The 17,698-nt window shown below is 55.8% G+C and carries 14 protein-coding genes; 9 read left to right on the top strand and 5 right to left on the bottom strand.

Features of this window, described 5'->3' with window-relative positions; genetic code table 11:
• Positions 1-8: 8 nt before the first annotated feature.
• Positions 9-641 (bottom strand): GNAT family N-acetyltransferase, encoded by a 633-nt coding sequence (locus AC2FJB_RS18280; protein WP_496818812.1) that lies wholly within the window; start codon positions 639-641, stop codon positions 9-11.
• A gap of 27 nt (positions 642-668) precedes the next feature.
• A complete protein-coding gene (locus AC2FJB_RS18275; protein WP_496818844.1) occupies positions 669-1,766 on the bottom strand; it encodes a GNAT family N-acetyltransferase in 1,098 nt (365 codons plus the stop codon).
• A 156-nt stretch (positions 1,767-1,922) separates the two neighbouring features.
• Here AC2FJB_RS18275 and AC2FJB_RS18270 point away from each other — a divergent pair, with 156 nt between their 5' ends.
• From AC2FJB_RS18270 to AC2FJB_RS18255, 4 genes are read left to right on the top strand one after another with little or no spacing between them, the layout of a single operon-like run.
• Positions 1,923-2,882 carry a glycosyltransferase family 2 protein gene (locus AC2FJB_RS18270; RefSeq protein ID WP_496719876.1) on the top strand — a complete coding sequence of 320 codons (960 nt, stop codon included), beginning with the start codon at positions 1,923-1,925 and terminating at the stop codon, positions 2,880-2,882.
• Positions 2,879-4,087, top strand: coding sequence for a GNAT family N-acetyltransferase (locus AC2FJB_RS18265; protein WP_496719874.1), 1,209 nt, complete (start codon positions 2,879-2,881; stop codon positions 4,085-4,087). Before AC2FJB_RS18270 ends, AC2FJB_RS18265 begins: the two co-directional genes overlap by 4 nt.
• Before the next feature lie 7 nt (positions 4,088-4,094).
• A complete protein-coding gene (locus AC2FJB_RS18260; RefSeq protein WP_496719872.1) occupies positions 4,095-5,138 on the top strand; it encodes a lipid II:glycine glycyltransferase FemX in 1,044 nt (347 codons plus the stop codon).
• Positions 5,135-5,815, top strand: a complete 681-nt coding sequence (locus tag AC2FJB_RS18255) for a polysaccharide deacetylase family protein (protein WP_496719870.1) — start codon at positions 5,135-5,137, stop codon at positions 5,813-5,815. Before AC2FJB_RS18260 ends, AC2FJB_RS18255 begins: the two co-directional genes overlap by 4 nt.
• Here the strand turns inward: AC2FJB_RS18255 and AC2FJB_RS18250 are convergent.
• Positions 5,812-7,170: an O-antigen ligase family protein gene (locus tag AC2FJB_RS18250; protein ID WP_496719869.1), complete on the bottom strand. Its 1,359-nt coding sequence runs from the start codon at positions 7,168-7,170 to the stop codon at positions 5,812-5,814. The genes AC2FJB_RS18255 and AC2FJB_RS18250 overlap by 4 nt on opposite strands.
• 115 nt (positions 7,171-7,285) lie before the next feature.
• The gene (locus AC2FJB_RS18245; RefSeq protein WP_496719867.1) at positions 7,286-8,560 is read right to left on the bottom strand and encodes a right-handed parallel beta-helix repeat-containing protein; all 1,275 of its coding nucleotides are present in this window, start codon (positions 8,558-8,560) and stop codon (positions 7,286-7,288) included.
• Positions 8,561-9,021: 461 nt separating this feature from the next.
• On the opposite strand from AC2FJB_RS18245, the gene AC2FJB_RS18240 reads away from it, so the two are divergent.
• From AC2FJB_RS18240 to AC2FJB_RS18220, 5 genes are all read left to right on the top strand, one after another.
• Positions 9,022-10,995, top strand: a complete 1,974-nt coding sequence (locus AC2FJB_RS18240; protein WP_496719865.1) for a right-handed parallel beta-helix repeat-containing protein — start codon at positions 9,022-9,024, stop codon at positions 10,993-10,995.
• A 268-nt stretch (positions 10,996-11,263) separates the two neighbouring features.
• Complete coding sequence (locus AC2FJB_RS18235) at positions 11,264-11,977, top strand: methyltransferase domain-containing protein (RefSeq protein WP_496719863.1); 714 nt, start codon at positions 11,264-11,266, stop codon at positions 11,975-11,977.
• A gap of 175 nt (positions 11,978-12,152) precedes the next feature.
• Positions 12,153-12,980 carry a class I SAM-dependent methyltransferase gene (locus tag AC2FJB_RS18230; protein WP_496719861.1) on the top strand — a complete coding sequence of 276 codons (828 nt, stop codon included), beginning with the start codon at positions 12,153-12,155 and terminating at the stop codon, positions 12,978-12,980.
• Positions 12,981-13,100: 120 nt separating this feature from the next.
• Positions 13,101-14,855: a glycosyltransferase family 39 protein gene (locus AC2FJB_RS18225; protein ID WP_496719859.1), complete on the top strand. Its 1,755-nt coding sequence runs from the start codon at positions 13,101-13,103 to the stop codon at positions 14,853-14,855.
• Positions 14,856-14,892: 37 nt separating this feature from the next.
• Positions 14,893-15,906, top strand: a complete 1,014-nt coding sequence (locus tag AC2FJB_RS18220) for a glycosyltransferase family 2 protein (protein WP_496818807.1) — start codon at positions 14,893-14,895, stop codon at positions 15,904-15,906.
• Between the two features lie 10 nt (positions 15,907-15,916).
• Here AC2FJB_RS18220 and AC2FJB_RS18215 read toward each other — a convergent pair whose 3' ends face one another.
• On the bottom strand, positions 15,917-17,380 hold the full coding sequence (locus AC2FJB_RS18215) for a glycosyltransferase family 39 protein (protein ID WP_496719855.1): 1,464 nt from the start codon (positions 17,378-17,380) through the stop codon (positions 15,917-15,919).
• Between the last annotated feature and the right edge of the window lie 318 nt (positions 17,381-17,698).

The raw sequence follows: 17,698 nt of genomic DNA, 5'->3' as shown, positions 1-17,698 counted from the left end.
CTCGCATTTCAGTACTGCCGCCAGGTTCGATGGCGTGTCAGGCGGTATTCGTTACAGTGCCCAACCGGTGAAAACCCCGTTTTCAGAATATTGAGTCTGGAAGGCAGATTGTAATCCCGGCAATTGGTATAAAATCCGTCGATTCCTGCGGATCTTCTGTTGGCAACAATCGTGTTCCAAAGCCGACCCTGCAAATTCCTGCCTCGGTATTCTGGCAGGACATAAACATGCCAGAACAGCTCTTCCGTGTCGGTGAGAGGCACAAAGAAATCGCGGCTATGCGCGGCATCCCTAACCCAGGCTACGGCCTGGATGCGTCCCTCTTCCGTCAGCACCCAAAGCTGCCACCCGGCGTCCAGCCATTCCAGCATTCCCCAGTCATGCGCCGTCTCAGGGTCCGTCAGGCTGGCCAGTTCGTCACTGGTAAGGTCTTCGCGTGATCGGATTTCCCGCACCTGTTGCGCGTCCTGCCCGGCTTGTGAGTGGGCAGCGCAACTGGTTGCGTCCAGCCGGAATACCAGATGGCGCTTGCGCACGAAGCTGTCCATCAGGGCCAGCCAGAGCTGCCTGACAAGAACAACTGGACCACGTCGCGCGGCCCCCCGGATCAGTTGCATTTTGCCTTTTTTAGCCAGATTCATAATTCGCTTTACCAATCATTCAGGGACCTAACCCGCCGCTGCCCTCTTGAGCTTTTTCAGCTGCCCCCTGATCAGATCACGCGCATTTCCCGTCAGGTACACAGATCTGTTCAACACCTTTTCGCGTGCCGAAATCCGCTGCACAACACGGGGATTGAACTCTGACTTATACTTGTGAATGTTGAACTTCTTCTCGCCCGAAACCGGTACGTGATAGCCTTCGACATCCAGGGTGCTACAGCCCTTGTCCTTGGCCCATCTCATCGCCTCCAGCCACAGGGCCGGGGCGATACGCAGATTGCCCGCCGCCCGCAAATGCTCTGGCTCGGTGGTGAAATGCCGGCCGTGCACAATGTCCCTGCTGCGATACACCAAAAGCCCGGCAAGAAAGGCCTCTTGCTGCCAGGCCATGATCACGGTGCCAATCTCATCGGGCCGCAATACATCTTCAAACATCGCCTCATAGGCGGGAAGGCTCAGCTCGGGCAGCCTGCGCGAGACGCGCAACCGGTTCATGCTCTCGAGAAAAATGCGAAACTCCTCCGGAGTTCGCGCGCTTCGGAACGTCACGCCCTGCCGTTCGGCACGCCTGACCTCGCGACGGGCGCTTTTGGAAAACGCCGCCATGATCTCTTCGCTCGTGACCGATATGTCGACCCATCCGGTTTCACGAAACTGATCTTCTTCAGCCACGCGCCAACCCGCACGAGCCAGCGCGGCATCCAGTGTGTCGGCCTCTTCTTCGGTCCAGAACGGGGTAACAGTCAGGCTGCCGACCCTTGAAAGCCCCGGCTGTCGGCACAGGCCATCCAGAAACGCCACCATGTCGACGGCATCGTCGCAAACCGGGCCGCTCAGGCAGTGGGCCCGGGCCCAGGCACCGGGCAGATACGGGTGTGGTTCAAGCGAGATCAGAGCGACACCCATAAGCGCCCCATCCTGGCGCGCCGAGGCATAAATCACCTTGCGATTTAATCTTTGTTCCGAATTCGTAAACAACGGAGATTGCCGCGGATGCTGATGCCGGGCCGCATTCAAAAACGTCATCCATTCGGCATTCCGGTCTGCGGTCAGGGTTTCAGTGCATTCAATCGCAACACTATCTTGCCCTTCAAGTTCCTGCACAGCCAAACTAATACCTCAATATACCGGTTTATTCGCTCTGAATTTCACAGCTACTATTTAACAACAGCCGTCGCTTAATGACGTTGAGTGTATTCATAGATCAGAACAATGGCTAAACAATCTGAAAATGTAAGTGATTAACGAGAACAGGGTTTCATGACTTCACCGTCACACGGCACGCAGAGCGAATGCGCTGTTTCCATTGTCATCGTGAACTGGAATACCCGGGACATTCTTCGGGATTGCCTGATATCCATTTCCCGGCAGACCCGGAAGCCGCATGAGATCATCGTCGTCGACAATGCCTCAGGCGACGGATCCGCCGATCTTGTCCGTGACGAATTCCCTGATGTTCGCTTGATCGCCAATGACACGAACCGGGGATTTGCCGCCGCCAACAATCAGGGGTTGGAAATCGCACGGGGTGACAATCTGCTGTTGCTCAATCCCGACACCATCATTCTGGATGGTGCGATCGATACCATGCTGGGCTGGCTGGATCAGCATCCGGATGTCGGCTGCGTCGGCTGTCAGGTCCTGGAAGACGAAACCACCATTCAGCGCACCTGTTTTGCCGACCCAGGTCCAGGAAACCTGGCGCTGATCGAGTTGGGGCTGCACCGCCTGTCACCGCACAATCAGCTTCTGGCCCGGGCCGAGTACGGAGACTGGGATCGGCGTTCGCAACGCGAGGTCGACGTCGTCTCGGGCATGTTCATGCTGGTGCCTCGTCGTGTCTTCGATGCCGTGGGTCTTCTGGATGAGGCATTCTTCGTCTACTCGGAAGAGGCCGACTGGTGTCGTCGCATCCGTGATGCAGGCTGGAAATGCGTGTTCGCCCCAGAAGCGCGCATCCTGCACCTTGAGGGGGGCGGTAAAAGCACCGCGCAGATACGCTCGCGGATGTACGTACAGATGCAAAAAAGTAAGATGATCTACCTGCGCAAGCATTACGGCCTTTGGGGTGTGTTCCGAGGCCGGATGGTATTTGTGGGGTCATCCATATTGCGCTTTGTCATGTCAGTCGCAAATCAGCGGGAAGAAGCTGCCGCGCGGCGGCGTCTGGCCCGGGCCTCGCTGCGCTATCACCTGACCAACCAGGAGCCGACAGAGTGACCGACACAAACGTCCGGCTGACATTCAAATGGGTTGATGGGATCAAACGCCTTGAAAGCATGACCGATGCGTGGGCCGCACTGGCCCGACAGACTGGCGCGGATATCTATGCTACTCCGGTTTGGGTCCTGACCTGGTGGGCTCACTTTGGACGCGGCAAAACGCTCCGGACCCTTGTAGCGTATGACGATCAGGGGCAGTTGGTGGCCCTGCTGCCTTTCATGATCTATCCGGTTTGGCTGGGTCCTGTGAGGGTACGTATTGCCAAACTGGCCGCAACTGACCCCAACACGGTGATTTTCCAATTGGCCGCCACGGAAACTGCGCAGAAGCACAGCTGCACCGAAGCCCTGAACGGCCTTCTCGGCGATGGCCGGGCGCATCTGGTCAGTTTCACCCCTGCCTCGGAACACGGCACCATGCTGGCAGCCATCCGCGATGGAGTGACCCTGGCACCGGGGCTGGCGCTGACCGATACGCCCGCTGGTACCCATACGGTTTTCGAACTACCCGATACATTTGACGGCTATCTTGCCAACCTGTCCAAGAAACGGCGAGGTCAGTATCGGCGGGATTTAAAACATCTGCAGAATGACCACGGCCTGACAACACGGAGAGTCCATCCTGACGCACATCAGTTCGGGGATTTCGTCGACTTTCACAACCGGCAATGGCAGGAGGTGGGAAAAGGAGGCCATTTCGCGGATTGGCCCTGCAGCGCTGCCTTCTACGGCGATCTGGCAGACGCCACCCTGAAGGGGCAGGAAACCTGGTTTGTCGAACAGCAGGGCCGGGACGGCCCCCTTGCCACCCAATTCTGCCTGGTCGAGGGGCAGACCTGCCATTGGCGATTGCCCGCCAGATCAACCGACCCGGAGCTTGAGCGGCTCAGCTTGGGTAAAATCGGCCTGATTCAAATGATCGAACAGCTTATCGCCGCAGGCGTGACGCGGATTGAGGCCGGGGTTGGCGCATATGGTTATAAGCTGGTCTATGGCGGTGAATCGGTGCCCATTCACCGCCTGATCGTCTCAAGGCGATCAGGAATATCCCCTGTCTTGCTGAAGCTCTGTCTTGGCTGGGCGCGTGTGTTGCACCTGGCCTATTACAGGCTCTGGTTCGGGCGGATTGCGCCACGGCTGAGAGCGGTGATCCCGCTGAAAAACAAATCGCTGTGGTCCAGCTGGACCAAAACAAGGATATGAGGCGGATATGATCACAGATCAGCTCTCCGCACGGGTTCTGCCTGAAGAGGACTGGCCCGTCCTCAGCGCGTCGTTCCGGGATCTGACCCTTGAACACAGCCTGACTTATGCCCGCGCGGCGGCCCGACGGATCGGAGCAGAGGCACAATTCCTGGTGCTTGCCTCCCCGGACGGGCAGCCTGTCGCCGCTGCATGTCTGCGCATCAAACATGTTCCCGGTCTGCGGCGTGGCATTGCATGGCTTGCCGCCGGACCGCTGGTGCAGCATGTCGATCGGCCGGACCCCGACACCGCAACACTGCGCACTGTGCTGTCCGCGCTGCGTGCATATACTCAGAAGAACGGGCACATCCTGCGCCTGCGGTTCCCGGCCACACCCTGGCATGATGTTGCTTTGCTGGATCAACTGACCCACAGCGAAGGGTTTTGGCCCACCGATCGATCCCCCGCCTATCGGACCGTGGTCGTGGATTGCGAGCAGGACGAAGACACGCTGATGCGTGCCCTGCACGGGAAATGGCGCAACCCCCTGCGCAATGCGCTGAAAGCCGGTCTTGATCTGGATATCGTACCGATTGCACAAGCGGCCGACCGGTTTCATCCTATGTATACTGAGGTTCAGGCAGCCAAAGGCTTCCGACCGGATATACCGCCAGAATTCTACTACACTCTTCAGGGGTCAGATTTTGCCCATGAGGTTCTGTTTGCCCGCAAGGACGGGGCCGACATTGCCGCAATGACGCTGGGCCGGGCTGGGTCCAATGCCGTCTATCTGTTCGGGGCCACTCTGGACACCGGGCGGCGCCTGAATGCCGGGCATTTTTTGATGTGGCATTCCATGCTGCGCTGTCGTGAACTGGGCCTGAAGTATTTCGACCTGGGTGGGATAGATCCTGAAGCCAACCCTTCAGTCACACGCTACAAGTTGCGCACGGGTGGCACAGAGCTGCGCGCGGCGGGCCCGTACGAGTTTCGCCCAGCCGGCGCAACCTCTGCTCTGATCAGCGTTGCCGAAACCGTTCACGCCCGTCTGAAGAAACTGCGCTCATGACAAAACCCATCGGCATCAACTTTCACGGCATCGGAACGCCTGAACGTCCTCTGGAACCGGGCGAGGCCCCCTATTGGCTTTCAGTCGAGCAATTCGAACGGGTTCTGGACCGGATCGCCGCGGCCCCCGATCCGAACCGGTTCAACATCACCTTCGATGACAGCAATCTTTCGGATCATGACATCGCGCTGCCAGCGCTGTCGGCCCGGGGGCTTCAGGCGAGGTTCTTCGTTCTAACCGGGCGGATCGGACAGGCCGGGTCATTGGATGCCGGACATCTGCACGCATTGCAGGCCGCTGGCATGACAATCGGCAGCCATGGGGTCGACCATCTTGCCTGGCCGACACTGGATGACGCCGCTCTGGTCCGAGAACTCAGCGAATCCCGCGCACAGTTGGAAACGATATGCGGCCGCCCGGTGACCGAGGCGGGCATCCCCTTTGGCCGCTACGATACACGGGTGTTACGTGCGCTGAGCGACGCGGGCTACACTACGGCCTGGTCAAGCGACGGAGGCACCTGGCGCAAAAACGCATTTCTACGCCCCCGCACATCGCTGCGCGAGGATATGAGCGATCAGGATTTGCAGGCGATCTTGTCGGGTCGCATGCCGCTCGCGCGCCGCGTTCGGCGCGCATTGGGCATGACCCGTCGGCGCTGGACAACCACAGGTTAGCGGGCGCGTGCAACGCGCCCGGTAGACAGCTCGCCAGGCAGGGCCTGAGAAAACCGGGTATATCGCATCTTTTTGTCTGCTTGGTCGGCCTGTGCCTGATCCACGTCCTGCCCAGATCCGTCATCCGCATCCAAAAACCAGCCCCCCGCCCCCAGCAGGAACATCAGAAAGCAGAACGTGGAATCCCAAAGGTGGACGGTAACCGCGGATACACAAAGGCCCAACAGCGAAATCAGGTATCCAAGGCGCGCATCCGCCAGTGCTCCGGTCAGATTTCTGCTGCCCAGTTTAAAGAACGTGACAATGACTGCGCCTGCCAGCAGGAACAGGGCTGGAAAACCATGCCGCAATGTGACCACCAGCCAGAAATTGTCGACGCTGCTCAGCAGTACCATCCAGTGGGGACGCGTCCAGTCATGCAGACCGATACCAAAGATCGGGTTTCGCAGAATATCGTCGGATGCGAAGTTGAACGTATGAATGCGTGCCCATGCCGTACCGGGGGTCAGCGTGAAATGGGTTGCAAAAATCTGGAACATACTCCGGTTCGAGCCAATCTCGGCAATGAAATACAGAACGCAGAATATGCTCAGCAGAACTTTCCATTTCTTCTTGAGGAACTGAAAGACCCAGTTCCATCCCATGAGCGCCAATTGAATGATGACATTCAGAAACGCACCCGATGAAAGGGAGAAGAACACTGCGCCTCCGATCACCGAGGTCAGGCCAACCTTCTTGAAGAACGATTTATGCCATCCCAGCACATACCAAGTCAGCGCGAAGGCCGGCGCACAAAACACTCCGAACAGGATAGGATGCGGCATCGTTGTCTGCGCCCGCAGCAATCCAAGCCGAGGTTCGAAAATCCACTTCTGATAGACGCTCAGGACCTTACCGAACAGATTCAACAGCGGGGTCTTGCCCGTAAAGGATTCGAACAAAGCAAAGGGCAGCAGAATGAGGATAAGCAGAAACAGGCATTTCACGAAATACCGAAACGATTCCAGATTGCGTATATAGGTGCGGGCAATGAAATAAGGCACCAGGGTTTCGATCATGAACATTCCGATGAACTGCCACATCGGTGCCAAACCATGATTGACTGAAAAGGACAGAGCCGACCAGAAGCTGAATGCAATCACCAAAATATCAACCGGCCTGATCTTTCCAGCCTTGCCGCTCAGCCATCCGATAACCGCAGGAAACATGAACAGCAGTAGGATCACCCGATACCCGCTGAGCCTGAGCCCCCCTAAGTGAAAAAAAAACGGCATCGCAAAGGAGAAAATGAGCAAGGCGAGAACGATCGGCTTTGTCGCCGGGGCGCTGGCTTTCGCTGACAAAACAGCTGTCATCTAGAATTCCTGCCTTTAAACGGATAACACTTTACAGATTGCGCAAACATATTGTCAGTATTCTGGCAGTGCGCCCGAAGCCAGTCACTTTTCCACAGCATTGCCTGAAGGGTCCTCATCGCGAGGGGTAGGATTGCGACAAGCTGGACCCCGCATTCAGGCGATCAAGCTGGCTGCCGGGGCGCACGCCGTATTCGTTGTACCCGTTCTTCCCGCCACGCGCGTGGTAGATGAATTCGTTATCGTAATAGCCACCCTGTGACGGGCTTTGATCCTGAATCAGCGCATTATTGAGCACAACCCAATCGCGCTGGTTCTCGTGCCCGATGATATTTGCCACCGCATTCTGCTCAATGACCACCGAGGTCGAATCCGGAGAAATGTTGATGGCCGGAACCGAATGGCCGCCGGGCACATGGATCACCGAGTTTTTTCTGATCGAGATATTGTCTGAACCGTGGATTGAAATGCCGTGAATATGGCCATTATAGATCATGTTATTTTCAACCAGTACATTGCGATGCCGCATGACGGGGTTGTTCAGGTCCTTGCCGTCGCCACCGGCCCATATCGTCTGGGTGAAATCGCCACCGGCCATGTCAAAGACATTGTCCCGGATGACGATATCCGAAGACCCCCGTGGCGATACCCGCATAATCTGAATCATGTCACGGTGATCCTGAGACCCGGCCGCGCCGCCGAAATCGTGAAACCGGTTTCGTTCAATTCTCAGGCCATCTGCGGCATCGACATCAATCCCATCGGACCGGATCGTGTGAATGTTGTTGCCCGTAAAGATGAACTGCCGCGATTGTACGGACAAAACAGCGGTCCACCATCTGCGAAACTCGTTCCCTGAAAGGGTCAGGTTTCCGCCCCGCTCGATTTTCAGACCGATCCCGATACTGTACCCGTCCGCCTCGGACCCTGTGCCCCGCGCGGTTCCCCCATCGAACACGGAATTCGATATCTTTATGTCTGTGCTGTTCAGGATGACGAAATAAGCGATGAAATGCGGGTCGCCCGCATTGTAGGTGTAATCGAAATAGACGCCATCCAGATGCACATTGCCGGCCCCTTCCAAAACCAGGCGGGTAAAACAGGCCGGTGCGGCAGGATCGGCGGACCGGATGACCACAGGCGACCGGTATGCCATGTTCATCCTCAGGGTTCCATAATTCCCCGGCGCCAGCAGAAAGATTTCCCCACCCTGGGCATTTTGCAGGGCTACTCCAAGATCGGCAGCATTTGCGACCGACCGCCCCTTGGCCTGAGTTGCGGGAAGATGAGTGTGCACGTCTCGCCCCTGACAGGGGGTCTGGGCCGCCACATCAAAACCCAACATGAACAGTAGCGCCCCTGCCAAGGCAAAAATCCGGGACCCGGCCATAACGCACCTTTCTGATAACCACACTTGCAGGAAAGTGTAGGCAAGGTGGGTTCCACTGTCTATCGCGCCTACCCGCCCTTCTGGCGCCTTGGCACGTCCGAGTGCCCCTTGCAACGCCCAGGTTTCCCCTACGGCACCGGGCAATTCATTGCCGATACCTATCGCCCATACGCAAGGACACGCCTGAATGATGGCTATTTTGTGGCCGTTGTTGCCCTACAGGAATCAATTCGCCAAACCCTAAGCAACCGCTAAGGGAAGTGGAACAATTCCCGGTATCGAGTATCGAGTTCACTCGGAAATGACTGCAAAAGGGCAAAATTGTCCCCATACAGGCAACAGTTTCCAAACATAGCCATATTCCGGCCAATCTGTCGCCCTTGTGCGACTGTTCCATACCCCTTGGGTGAGCGGGATCTTCAGCGCTTTGGGATAAGCGCGTTTGGAAACACAGGTGAAAGATGTCGACGACTATCATTGTAACTTCCGCCGCAGAGCTGAACCAGGCTCTGTCACAGGCCAGCGGTGGTGAGACAATCCTCCTTACTGCAGGTGACTACGGGTCACTGAACCTCCACAATACCAACTTCGCATCGAACGTGACGATCCAGTCCGCAGATCCGAATGCGAAAGCCAGCTTCTCGGATGTGCACCTCAAGCAATCGTCGAACATCACATTCGACAGCATCAAGTTTGACTACAGCTTCAGTGGCGGCGACTACCACTTTCAAAGCAAGTTTGGCGTCTACGACAGCCAGAACATTTCGTTCAACAACTCGATCTTCGACGGCGACGTCGCCAGCGGCACTGGGACATCCGCAGACGGTACCGGTTATGGCACGGGTCTGAACATCGCCGGCTCAACCAATATCAACATCACCAACACCGAATTCTCACAATGGTGGAAAGCTGTCATTGCCGTGAATTCCGACGGGATCAATGTCACCGGCAACGACATCCACACGATCCGGTCCGATGGTCTGGTTTTTGACAATGTCGACAACATCTTGGTTGAGAACAACCACCTGCACGATTTCGGCGGCGCGGCCGGATCGGGTGATCACCGCGACATGATCCAGATTCAGCGCGCCTATGGCAGCGGCAGCGACAACATCACCATCCGCAACAACCTTTTTGATATGGGCACCGGGGATTTCACTCAGACCATCTGGGCTGGCGGTGACGGCAAGGACATCAGCGATCCCAGCGTGATCCACCACAACGTGCTGATCGAAGAGAACACGATCTATAACGGCCACTTCCACGGGATTTCTCTTTATGGCGTGGATGGGCTTACGATCACCAAGAATTCGGTCCTGCACGTAGACGAAAAGACGCTGACCGGCGGGATCGAAATCCCAGCGATCAACGTTTCGGCCGGTTCCACAAACGTCACCATTGATCAGAATATTACGTCTCAGATCGTGGGGTACAACGGGCAGGCTGACTGGAACGTAGGCAACAACGCCCTGATCCAGCCCGGTGAGTACGACCAGAACTTCACCTATCAGGCAACGGCGCAGGGGAATGGTTACAACCAATATGTCGTCATCCCAGGCAGCCTGGCTGACACACTGAACGCCGGCTCTGCCGTCTCGAATGGTGCCTCGGGGTCCACCCCCCCACAGCAGGTTACCCCCGGGGGATCACAACCAAATACCACCAACCCCACACAACCGGACAGCGGCTCCCAGCAGCCCGATACCGGGTCCGAGCAACCCGACACCGGGTCCGAGCAACCCGACACCGGGTCCGAGCCTGTTCTTAGTGCCGACCCGCAGGGCGAGCTGATGATCGACATAACCCGTCAGGACAGCCCGGAGACTATCGAACGCCTGGACGGAATTTCTGACGTCAGCAAAGTCCATGTCTCGGCCGATGAGACGCAGGCCGAAGGCGATACAAGCGCCGAGCAGCCTGACACCGGCTCCGAACCTGTCCATGGTGACGGCTCGCAAAGCGAGTTGTCGATGATCGACATATCCAATCAGAATAGCCGGGGGAACATCGGAACCCTGGACGGAATTTCTGACGCGGCACAGGTTAGCTTCTCGGTCGACATAACCCGTGACGAAGGTGAAACGGGTGCTGAACGGCTTGTATGGAACCACTCGAATTTCGGTCTGAAGCTGAATAAGAAAGGGCATCTGGTCGCAAAAGTTGACAACAATGATGACGGGTTCCGTAAAGGCTTCAAGGTCAAGGATGTCGAGCTGAACGACGGTGAAACACATGAGGTCACCCTGATGGTTGATCAGGACACCGACCGCCTTCAGATTCTGGTCGATGGTGCCGTTGTCCTGGACGAAACCAATACGGATTTCGATTTCGCCGGCGGACAGGAAAGAGACTGGTACGTTGGTGACAGCGTTGACACCTTTGCGATCGGCGAAGAAACCCCGTTTGTCGAGCCGTATTCCGATTTGTTCGCGTAACGGCAAAGATCTCTAAAAATACAGCTTATTGATTACCACTGCATGGGCGGGTACCGAAAATTCGGACCCGCCCATATCTATTCCGACCCCTGGCATTGCCAGTCATGTAAACTTGGGTGCATACGTTCTTTGCATGCTGCCAGCATTCATCTAAAGATTAGTCAAACAGCCATGTCCGTGCCTTAAAAGGCGTATTATAAAAATCTTTTTGTCGCGATTGGTCCCGTTTCAAACGCCGCGCAAGGCTACGGGTTTTTTGGGAGAGTAAATGGTACAGTCAGAAATACGCTGGCACACGGATTGCAGGCAGGATTATCTGGATACGGTCTGGAACATCATAAAAGATGAAAAACCGGCCCAGATCATGGAGATCGGTGGCACGACCAGCCGATCGACCGGCGACAGGACACTGCCCGATCATGTCACATCCTTCACGATCAGTGACATAAGTGCCGAAGAGCTTTCCCATGTTTCCGATGAGTTCGACACCCTTCAGATCAACGCCTGCGGCGATGTCAGCCATGTGGATCAGAGGTTCGATCTGATTATGTCCAAGTTTTGTGGCGAGCATATGCCCGACGGCAAGCAGTTCCACAAAAACATGCATCATCTTCTGGCCGATGGCGGCGTGGCCGTTCATCTGGTCCCAACCATTTTCGCGTCGCCTTTTCTGATCAACTGGCTCTTCCCTGAACAACTGACTCGCAAGGCGGTTCAACTGTTGCAGCCCCGGCGCTTTGATGGCCAGAATACCGGCAAATTCCCCGCCTATTACTCACTGTGTCGCGGCTCAACCCCGTACATGCGAAAAGCTCTGGCGGATGTCGGGTTTTCGAGCATCGAAGTACATGAATATTACGGGCACCATTACTATGATAAGATTTTCGGCCTGCGGCAGCTGGATAACGGGCTGGCGCGTCTGTGCGCCCGGCGCGAATGGGCGGTCTATTCTTCCTATGCCATCATCGTAACGCGCAAGTAAGTGCCCCAGACCAGGCCCACGACGTTTGACAGGAAGCCACCAAGGCCTGAGGCTGTGGAAAGAGCGGTGCCACAAAACAGCCAAACAGACAAAATATTGAAATTGACGCCCCAGCTTATGAATACCCGCTTCGACAGGTGGAGCACATAACAAGTTGAGATCCGAGGACGTAGAGATGTTAGAGTCGAAAAGTTATCAGGCCTATATGAACAGCCCATACAAGAGCAGTAAGCATTCCACTTACTTCGATGTGTATGACAAACTTTTTTCTCCTTACATCGGAAAAGACATCACGTTTGTTGAGATCGGCGTTCTGGGTGGTGGATCTCTTTTCATGTGGCGGGAGTTCTTTGGCCCTCAGGCGCGCATCATCGGCGTTGAGCTGAACCCCGATGCAAAGCGCTGGGAACAGGAAGGGTTCGAGATTTTCATAGGCAGCCAGAGCGACCCGGATTTCCTTGAAAAAATTGTAAGGGAAGTCGGTGATATCGACATCGTTTTGGATGATGGCGGCCACACGTATGAACAACAGATCATAACTACGGAATGCCTGTTGCCACACATCAAGGATGGTGGAATGCTTGTGGTCGAAGACACCCATACCTCCTACATGGAAGGGTTCGGCCTTAGGCACCGTTCCTTCATCAAATACGCCATGAACATGGTGGACCGTATCAACCATCGGTTCTCGCGACTGACGCCTGACGCCTCGGAAAAACGCGCCTGGGGGATTAGCTTCTTTGAGTCTTTTGTCGTCTTTGACGTAAACCGCAAGGCGACCTCGGTTGTGTCTGCGCCGACAGAGAACAACGGTGAAGATCTGCAGGCAAAGGATTTCAGGCATGCAGATAATCAGACCTATGAAACCCTTCTAAAAACATCTAAAGGGCTGTCCGCACTCAAAGCGGTTCCAGGAATGCGTGCAGTGGCGAGACTGGTTCGGGCGACGGTGTCTCTGCCGTCCAACATGAAACGCGCCCGCAAGTTGAAAGAGTATTTCTGACCAGCCTCAAGCCCTGTGACCACTTGGCTTCTTTATCCGTGTCATCCACCTGCAAACATGACTCGGGCTGTTTCTGGTGTTATAGAAAGATATGGTTGTTTTTGTTTAAGATTGTTTGCCATGACATCGTTTGGCAAAAAGAGTGTTTTCGTTTCCGGACGCCAGTATCGCACAATCACCGTTTTGTGTGTGATTTCCTGTATTCTTGTATTGTCTGTCATACTTCGACTTTGGGGAATTGAACCCCGAAGCCTGTCTCATCCAGAAATCTACGTCCCAGGTATTGATCTTGTTCCCGGCATCTCTGAACCACCGCCACGCCATGACCTTGCCGAAACCGTCTGGTGGCATTTCCACGATGAGCCGCATCCTATGGGATGGTATGTGGCAATGTTGGGCTGGACCAACACATTCGGCACATCCCACTTTTCCCTGCGCTTCCCCGGGGTTCTGTTTGCCGTGGGCTCGATCCCGCTTATTTTTCTGGTCGCGCGGAATGTCTTTGGGTCAACCGCAGGCTGCCTGGCCGCCTTATTGCTGGCACTTCATGGGTTTCACATCTTTTGGAGCCAGATGGCCCGCATGTATGTTGCCGGGGCCTGCCTGTCTCTTCTGGCAACTTGGCTGTTGTTATGCCTCATCCGGTCCCGCGAACCACGTCCGGGGGTCGAGATTACCTATATCGTCTCAGCAATAGCTGGCGTTCTGACTGTCGAGTTTTTCTGGCCCCTGCTTCTGATTCATCTGCTCTGGACAGTCCTGGTTCTGCCCCGGCCGGAAAATACCCCGGGGCGTCTGTCCGATCGAATTGACCTACGGCATCCCCCTCGACTGTTTCAAGTTCAGGCTCTTGCTTTCATTCTGTCCGCTCCGGCGCTGACTCATGCGGTTTATCGCGCACGCAAAGGTGCAGCCGATGAGCCGTCCCCGGAATTCCTAGCCGAGTATTTCTCATTTGGGTTTCTGTTTGCACACGATAATTTCACGATCCCGCCACTACAGGTCGCCACAGTTCCCGCATGGCTGCTGCTGGCCTTTTCCCTCCTTTTATTAGCAGCCAGTTTGAAAGCACCCAAACGCGAGGCCCCTGTCACAAGCCCGGGTCGGTCGATTCCAATATGGATTCCGGCTGTTGCAGCCATCTGCTCGGCCTGCTTCATGTTCTGGTTAGCCACAATCGCCCACCGCCGAAACGAAGCACTGATGGTGATGTCCACCTTGCCCCTTCTGGCGCTGCTTATTCCTGTTTTGGGTACGCTTTGGGGGGGGCTAGTCCCCCGACTGCCATCGCGTACACTACATTACCCTCAGGAACGCACCTTGTTGCTATGGCTCATCGCGGTAGGTGCACCGCTGATCCTGTTCGCTGCGTCCTACAAGGTATCAGTCCTTGCACCACGGGCCTTTCTGATCTTCATACCCTATTTGTTGATCCTGAGCGCCGCAGGCGCGGTCTGGCTCTTCCAAGCCAGCCCTCTCCGACTGTCGGCAATGGGTGTCTGCGTCATCGTATTTGCCGCCAGTGTATTCTATGCCGCCCAAAAACCCGGATCGCCCAATGATTATCAGGGCATTGCACTGGCCATGCGCCCCGAAATGCACCCTGACGATCTTGTCTTTATGAAGCAGGTCCGTGACTGGACCGATACACCCCTGTTCTACTATCTCGGAACTGCGCACTATGTCGTCTCGGACCACAAAACCGCACTTCAGACCAACCCTGAGGCCCGTGTCTGGCTGGTCACTTGGCCTTATGAAGAAAACCCGGTTATCGACGATTCACGGCGGGCAGCGCTGCGTGGCTATAAACCAATCCTAAAAATAAAAAAATTACGGGCCAGCGCCGAACTCTTTGAACCTGGCACCAAACCATGATCACCTGTGCTCACATACACAAAACAAGAAAGTCGCAATGGCGCCGTTAAACATGCACCTTCCCACATCCCTGTCGCGAGCGAAGAACCCGGATCAGGGTGTGCCCACGCTAAGCATCGTTGTGCCCATGTTTAACGAGGAAGAGGTCCTGCCGATTCTGTTCGACCGACTTGGCAACTTCCTTGAAGCCCTTGGCGAAAATTATGAGATCATCTGCGTCAACGATGGCAGCACCGACAGGACCGCCGCCATTCTGGCCGAGGCGCATGAACGTGATAACCGCATCAAAGTATTGAACTTTTCACGCAATTTTGGAAAAGAGATTGCGCTGACCGCCGGGCTTGATGTCACCACCGGTCAGGCTGTTATTCCCATTGATGCGGATTTGCAGGACCCGCCTGAACTGATTGAAACCTTCCTCGAGAAATGGCGCGAAGGGTTCGATGTCGTCTATGCCGTCCGGCGTCACCGCGACAACGATACCACGGTGAAACGCTGGTCAGCACTGAAATTCTATCAGGTCATCAACCAGCTCTCGGGGGTTCCGATACCCGCCAATACCGGCGATTTTCGCCTTATGGACCGGCGCGTCGTCCAGGCTGTTGTTCAACTGCGTGAGCACAACCGCTTTATGAAGGGCCTTTTTGCCTGGGTCGGGTTTCGGCAAACCGAAGTTGCGTATGACCGCCCCGAACGTGCAGCGGGACAGACCAAGTTCAACTACTGGCGCCTTTGGAACTTTGCGCTGGATGGTATTACCGGTTTCAGCACCGTACCGCTCAGGATTGCAGGTTATGTCGGAATGCTGACTGCATTGGCCGCGATCATCTACGGTGTTTTCCTGATCTCACGCACCCTTATTTACGGGGCGGATGTGCCCGGCTATGCCTCATTGATGGTTGCTGTATTGTTGATCGGCGGCCTGCAGCTAGTTGTGCTGGGCGTGATCGGGGAATATCTGGGACGGCTTTATTCAGAAGCGCAAAAACGGCCGCTTTACATTGTCGAAAGCAGCCTGGGGCTTGAGCCCGTGGACGGTCATTCATCCTGATCCGTCAGCCTCATCTGCGCCGATAGACAAGAACCTGCCCGTCCCCCAGTGTCCCGGCAAACTCATGCTCGCGTTCCAATTGCCCTTCTGTATCACGTTTCAGATCCGGAATGGCGCGGAACATCCGGTCTGGGAACAGAACAACCAGCACCACAGGGCCGGGCTGGGCCATCGCTTCGGAATAGTCTTGCGCATCCCCGATGGTGCCCCAGTCGGCGTCGAAGTGGCTTTCGAAAAGGGGGCCGCCCGGGTTGATCGCATATATCCGTTCTGACGGGCTGCGGGTTTCTTCAACAAGCGCAAAAGCCCCCGCCAGATCCTGTTTCGGAGCAGAATAGTTCCGCTGCACCAAGAACACGGACACCACGATCATCGCCAGAACGCCCAACGCAAAGAGCGGCGATCCAAACCGGGGCTGTTGAGCCCACCGTGCCACCACATCAGCACCATACCGACACCCAACAACGGCCAGAATAATGATGAGCCCGATATCGACGAAAAAGAACCTCGGCCAGATCCGCATCTCAAGCGACAGAAGAAGGATCAGTGTCACGGCGATGTGCGTGGCGATGGAGGGAAAAAACAACGGCTGCGTCGCATGCACCCCCACAGCACCAAAGACAATGACGGCCAGCCCACCGACAGCGACAAACGACATCAGCGGACCAGTATCCCCAACTGCGGTCCGCAAACCTTCGAAAATTGTCCAAAGCGGGTTCTGGTATTCCTGCATAGGGTCTACGGCGGATGTCGCCGAAACCTCGCTCACTGTGCCCGCTATGCTTGGCAAGATCGGCAGATATGCGAACAGGGCCAAAACCAGCGCAACCGCAACACCCACCAGCGGATGCAGTACCCATTCGCGGGTCAAAGTGCCCCGGCCGAACCCACTCGCCAGGGAAAGCAACCAGATGAGGCCCAATGCAACAAAGAAAAATGCGGCGGTCAGATGCGTGAAAACAGCGGCAGCGGCGGTAAAGCCGAAGGCGACCCAGGTACCGGTTGCTGGCTGGCGCATCCCCCGCAGAAAGAAAATGAAGCCAAGCGTGCTCCAGAATGCAAGCTCGGTATACCCGCGCGCGTTCTGAGAGAACCAGACCTGATGATAGGACAGGGCCACCAGCAAGGCTGAAACATGCGCAATCCTGCTGTCTGCAACCTCTTTTGCCAGCCACCAGATTGCCCCGACAAGACCGACGCCAAACAGGACGGCCGGAAACCGATATGCCCATGCCTGATCTCCGAATATCTGGGAAACCAGCTTTGCCTTCATGCTGAAAAAGTAATGATGGTTCATCGAATATTCGCGCATCATCTCACCCCATGGAAGGCTGACATGCGTATCGACGGTCTGGATCTCGTCATACCACAGGGGCGCGTTCAGCCCGGCACTTCTGAGGACTGCTGCAAGGAGAAGAATGAACAAAAGTATTGCCAGATCATTGCGGTCAAACGCGGGGAAGGGCTGTTTCATGGGCTTCTCCAGTCCACTAGGTTCAGGTCAGGTACCCGGCAAAATCGTCGGCCTGGACGCGGCGCATGCAAGTGCCGATCCTTCTTTCGCATCCCACCGTATCCGGGGCGCATATTGACACAAGGCTCCGATGCAGGCGGTTTCACCTCAAAGCAACCCAAATACTCGATAATATACAAAACTTCCTCTTATTGTTTCCGTTTGATGCACTCTGTCAGATCGCCCCATCCAGCATCCACCGATGGATGTGTCGCAAACTCTGGGGTCTAGTTGACGAGTATGCCTGATCTAAGGTTTGTACGCGTCGAATTGTTTTCG

The organism is Ruegeria sp. CDSC085, from assembly GCF_059610465.1.
The sequence above is the reverse complement of the archived record's forward strand: the minus strand, read 5'-3'. Positions and strand labels throughout refer to the sequence as shown.